At 49.3% G+C, this 4,504-nt stretch carries 3 protein-coding genes; all 3 read right to left on the bottom strand.

All coding sequences use genetic code 11. From position 1 onward, the window contains the following. Positions 1-253: 253 nt before the first annotated feature. The gene (locus Q8O92_15580; GenBank protein MDP2984739.1) at positions 254-1,342 is read right to left on the bottom strand and encodes a hypothetical protein; all 1,089 of its coding nucleotides are present in this window, start codon (positions 1,340-1,342) and stop codon (positions 254-256) included. 242 nt (positions 1,343-1,584) lie between these two features. Then, positions 1,585-2,880 carry an AGE family epimerase/isomerase gene (locus Q8O92_15575; protein MDP2984738.1) on the bottom strand — a complete coding sequence of 432 codons (1,296 nt, stop codon included), beginning with the start codon at positions 2,878-2,880 and terminating at the stop codon, positions 1,585-1,587. Positions 2,881-2,908: 28 nt separating this feature from the next. Further along, on the bottom strand, positions 2,909-4,504 hold a 1,596-nt coding region (locus Q8O92_15570), incomplete at its 5' end, for an AGE family epimerase/isomerase (GenBank protein ID MDP2984737.1).

Raw genomic sequence — 4,504 nt, 5'->3', positions numbered from 1 at the left:
TTACATAAGTATTTTATCAACTTATTTATAAATAAATACTTATACCTACTTTGAGAAGGCAGCCCCCTAAATCCCCCAGAGGGGGACTTAACATGGTAAATATAATAACACGTAAGTGCAACATACTCAGTAAAATATCTGTTACATTTTGTTTTTTAGTCATTTAAGTCCCCCTTTGGGGGATTTAGGGGGCTGTAGTTTTGAGGTTTACAGAAAGAAAATTATTTTTATGAATAATCCGGGTGTTAGATAATCACAGCTTGAAAAAGATATTCTTTCTAAAAAGCCATAAGCATACCAGCCACTCCACCACAAGCCGGAAAACATTTTTTGCGGGATTGATCCATACATCCATATACCCCGCAACAGGCCCCATGAGAATCCCACCCGTGTCCATAAGCCACTTGGAGAAAAATCCGTTAAGCATATAGATGAAAATGGAATTCATCCCGATGACGATGAACAGGAAGCTCCATTTCGAATACTTTTTTACATCGATGAGCCAGTAGAATCCGAGGAGAAGAAGGGTCGCAAGGCCGCAGGTAAAAAGCGTGTAGGAACTGGTAAACATCCGCTTGATGATCGGCATGAACGGATGGAGCGTAAGGCCGGCTATGACTCCGATAACTCCCAGGATCGCGAGGGTTTTCATAGACCGGCTATTATCGGTGCGATTGAGGAGAAGATTCCCGATGATGGAGCCATAGACAACGACGCCGATGGAAGTGATTGTGGGATAGAGATACCCCCAGCGGGTGGCCTTTCCGGTGACTACATCGTCGATGTAATAAACAAGATTCTTGAAGACTTCGTAGCTGTTGCTACCGACATCGTAAACCGGGATGATGAAAATGAAAAACCAGTAGATGAAAAGGAGCGCCCCGAAAACGGCAAACTTCGCCCGGACGCTTAGACCAAGGAAAAAGAAGCCGCCGAAATAGCAAAGTGCCAGAACCTGGAGCACTCCGGCCCCCCAATACGGTTTGCCGCTGCTGAGCCAGGAGAGGAGGAAACCCAGGGCGAACAGAACGATGCTCCGTTCGAATGCATGAAGAAACCGCTGACGGTAACTGTGTCCCTTCTGGCGGCGTTTCTCATCAGAAATGGCCATGGACACGCCGATGATGAACAGAAAAGTGGGAAGAATGATATCCTCGAAGTGGAATCCCACCCAGGGAACATGGTTAAGCTGCGTGTAGAGAAATCCGAGGACCGGGTAGCCGGACAGTTTTTCCAGGCCGAGTGTTCCCATGAGCATGGAGAGCATGATGAAACCCCGGAAGGCATCGAGGGAGACGACACGCTGGGTGAGACCGGGAGAAGATGGTGGGGTGTTGTTCATATGCGCCTCACGGGGAAAGTTTAAAAAGAAAGAATACAGAATAAAGAAGACAAAACGAAAAGAATTTCTCTCGCAAAGTTCGCAAAGTCGCAAAGAAAGAAAAATCCTGTAAATCTTGTAAATCCTGTCAAACTATAGATGCCGAAACGGTTTCATTGTTCCCGCGAAGCGGCAACAAGTTCGGCATGACACGGTCACCCTGAACTTGTTTCAGGGTCTAAAAAGAGTAAAGCAACTTTTCTTTAAGCCTTTTTTCCCCTGCGGGCGGTTAACCGGTTCAAAGCGGCGAGGTTCATCATCAGATGACGGGGATTATGAAAATTCTCTGCCCGGGTGGTATGCGCCTGGTAGGTCACCTTACGGTCGGCGTCGTGCTGCCAGAGGGGAAAGCCGTACTTTTTCAGAACATATTTTTGAACGGTGAATGAATATATCTGAGAGAAAAGCTCCTGCGCCCGGGGATCGCCGGTATGCTCGATGATGGAAAGAAGGCCGATAAGCGATTCCGCCTGATTATGGAGCGGTTTAGTCATGTTCCAGGTATTTTTTTCTACATTGGTGATCGCGCTGCATACGCCGCCATAGACATAATCCCAGCCAACCTCCACATGCCGCACTATCCGCTCTTTTGCGGTGTCGTACAGCTTTCTGTCTTTCAGCCGCACCCCTTCCTGGAGGATCATCCAGAGGGTCTGGTTGGAAATCCCGAAGGCCACATACTGGGAATTGGCGTTCTCCGGACGGCTGTAGTCGTGATTGAGGAAATCGGTGTTCAGCCGGTAAGCCGGATTGAAATGACGGTTCACGACCGCTTCCACGCACCGGGCGGCGATAGCCTCCACATCCGGGTCGGATTTGAATTTGAGCAGTGAAGTTGTCACCGGCAGGAGGAGCATCGATACATTCTGCCTCCGCGGTCCCTGTATCGCATCGGCGCCGGAAATGGAATCGTAATCCGGCCGGTCATAAATACGGATACATTTTTCCATGATATCCTTTGCCAGCTTCCAGCTTTCGGCGTCACGGGCGGCACAGGCATACTCCGCAATCCCGGAAGCGATATAGAGGTCTCCGTAAATGGTAACGTCGGCATTGGAAGCCGCTTTCCCCTCACGGGTAAGGGTTCTGGCCCACAAAGAATCCCCTTCCGGCTTGCTCTTGAGAATGAAATCCAGCGACCTTTTCGCCACATCCAGGTATTTCTGTTCGTGGGCCAGCTCGTTATAGAGGAAGGACCACACCCAGATGCCACGCCCTTCGTTGGTGGGGGTTTTCGATGTGCCGAGCCGGGCGCCATCACGGTCGGTATTTAACAGAAAGCCGCCGTAATCAGGGTCTATGACATATTTTTCCATGAAGGGCAGAAAATCGTCAAACAGGTATGAATGGTATTGATCGAGCAGCTCTTTCAGAGATAATGCACCCAAATTGCTAATCGGGACTGCGGGCGCGCAAAATGCCTGTTCAGTCCGGAGTCCCGGTAAAGCCGAGGCTGTCGCGGCGGCGCATGCAGCGCCGATAAATCCTCTGCGGTTCATGGTTTATCTCCTATCTACAATAATGAAGTTATCTCAAAAGCATTGTTTTTATTGTGGAAATCTGTTTTCCCGCCATGAGTTTTGCGATATACACTCCGGACGATACATCCTTCCCCTTTTCATCTTTTCCATTCCAGACTGCCTTATAGAAACCGGAGGTTTTGTACCCGGATATCAATCCCTTGATTTTTTGTCCGGATATATTGTACACATCCAGCTTGATAAAAGCATGAAAGGGGAGGGTAAATTCTATCGTTCCAGAAAAATTAAATGGATTCGGATAAACGGAAGTGATCCGGATTTCTTCAGGCCGGTCAAAAACAGAATTCACCTGTGTGATTTCCGATTTACCGATCATCCGGTTCAAAGCGGCGAGATTCATCATCAGGTGACGGGAATTATGGAAATGCTCCGCACGGGTGGTATGCGGCTGATAGGTAACATAACGGTCGGCGTCATGCTGCCAGAGGGGATAGCCGTATTTCTTGAGCACATACTTCTGGATGGTGAATGTATATACCTGTGAGAAAAGCTCCTGCGCCCGGGGGTCGCCGGAATTTTCGATGATGGAGAGGAGACCGACCAGCGCTTCTGTCTGGTTATGGAGTGTTTTGCTCCAATCCCGGGTGTTGGTCTCTATATTGGAATACGTGCTGAAAACGCCGCCATAGGCATCATCCCACCCCATTTCAACATGATGCTTTATCCTCTCCGCAATGGTATCGAACAGTTTGCTGTCTTTCAACCGTAAAGCTTCCTTAAGAATCATCCAGAGGGTCTGATTCGATATTCCGAAGGCGATATATTTGGAATAGGTATTGTTTGGGCGGCTGTAGTCATGATTAAGGAAATCGTTGTTCAACTGGTAGAGTGGATTATAATGATAGTTCGTGACCGCATCCACACAGCGGGCGGCGACTGCCTCCACCCCGGAGTCGGCCTGGTATTTGAGAAGTGAAGTTGTTGTGGGCAGGAGCAGCATCGATACATTCTGCCTCCGCGGTCCCTGGATTGCATTGGCGCCTGTGATGGAATCATAATCCGGTTTATCATAGAAGCGAATGCATTTTTCCATGATATCCTTCGCCAGCTTCCAGTATCCGTTGTCACGGGCGGCAAAGGCATACTCGGCAATCCCCGCTGCGATATAAAGGTCGCCGTAAATGGTGACATCGGCGGCGGCAGCAGCTTTCCCATCCTGGGTAAGAGTTCTTGCCCAAAGAGCATCTCCCTCCGGCATGGTTTTTAAAATAAGATCCAGCGACTTTTTCGCCACATCAAGGTATTTCTGTTCGTGGGCCAGCTCGTTATAGAGGAAAGACCACACCCAGATCCCACGCCCTTCGTTAGTAGGGGTTTTCGATGTGCCGAGCCGGGCGCCGTCACGGTCGCAGTTCCAGAGAAAGCCGCCGTATTGAGTGTCTATGACATATTTTTCCATGAAGGGCAGAAAATCGTCAAACAGGTAAGAATAGTACTGATCCCGCAGCTCTTTCAACGGGAATCCTGCCAGAAGGCTGATTTGGGCTGCGGGTGCACCAAAGGCTTTATCTGCACGGTATCCCGGACAATGAGAGGCTGTCGCGGCGGCGCAGGCAGTTCGGAGAAATTCTCTGCGGTTCAA

Origin of the sequence: Candidatus Latescibacter sp. (genome assembly GCA_030692375.1) — a bacterium.
Taxonomy (GTDB): Bacteria; Latescibacterota; Latescibacteria; order Latescibacterales; family Latescibacteraceae; genus JAUYCD01.
Note: the sequence above shows the minus strand (reverse complement) of the source record. Positions and strands in the feature narration are given on the sequence as shown.

Bases quoted from the DNA above. Each gene is read 5' to 3' on its own strand.
- Q8O92_15580 (MDP2984739.1), bottom strand. From the start codon at position 1,342: ATGAACAACACCCCACCATCTTCTCCCGGTCTCACCCAGCGTGTCGTC.
- Q8O92_15575 (MDP2984738.1), bottom strand. From the start codon at position 2,880: ATGAACCGCAGAGGATTTATCGGCGCTGCATGCGCCGCCGCGACAGCC.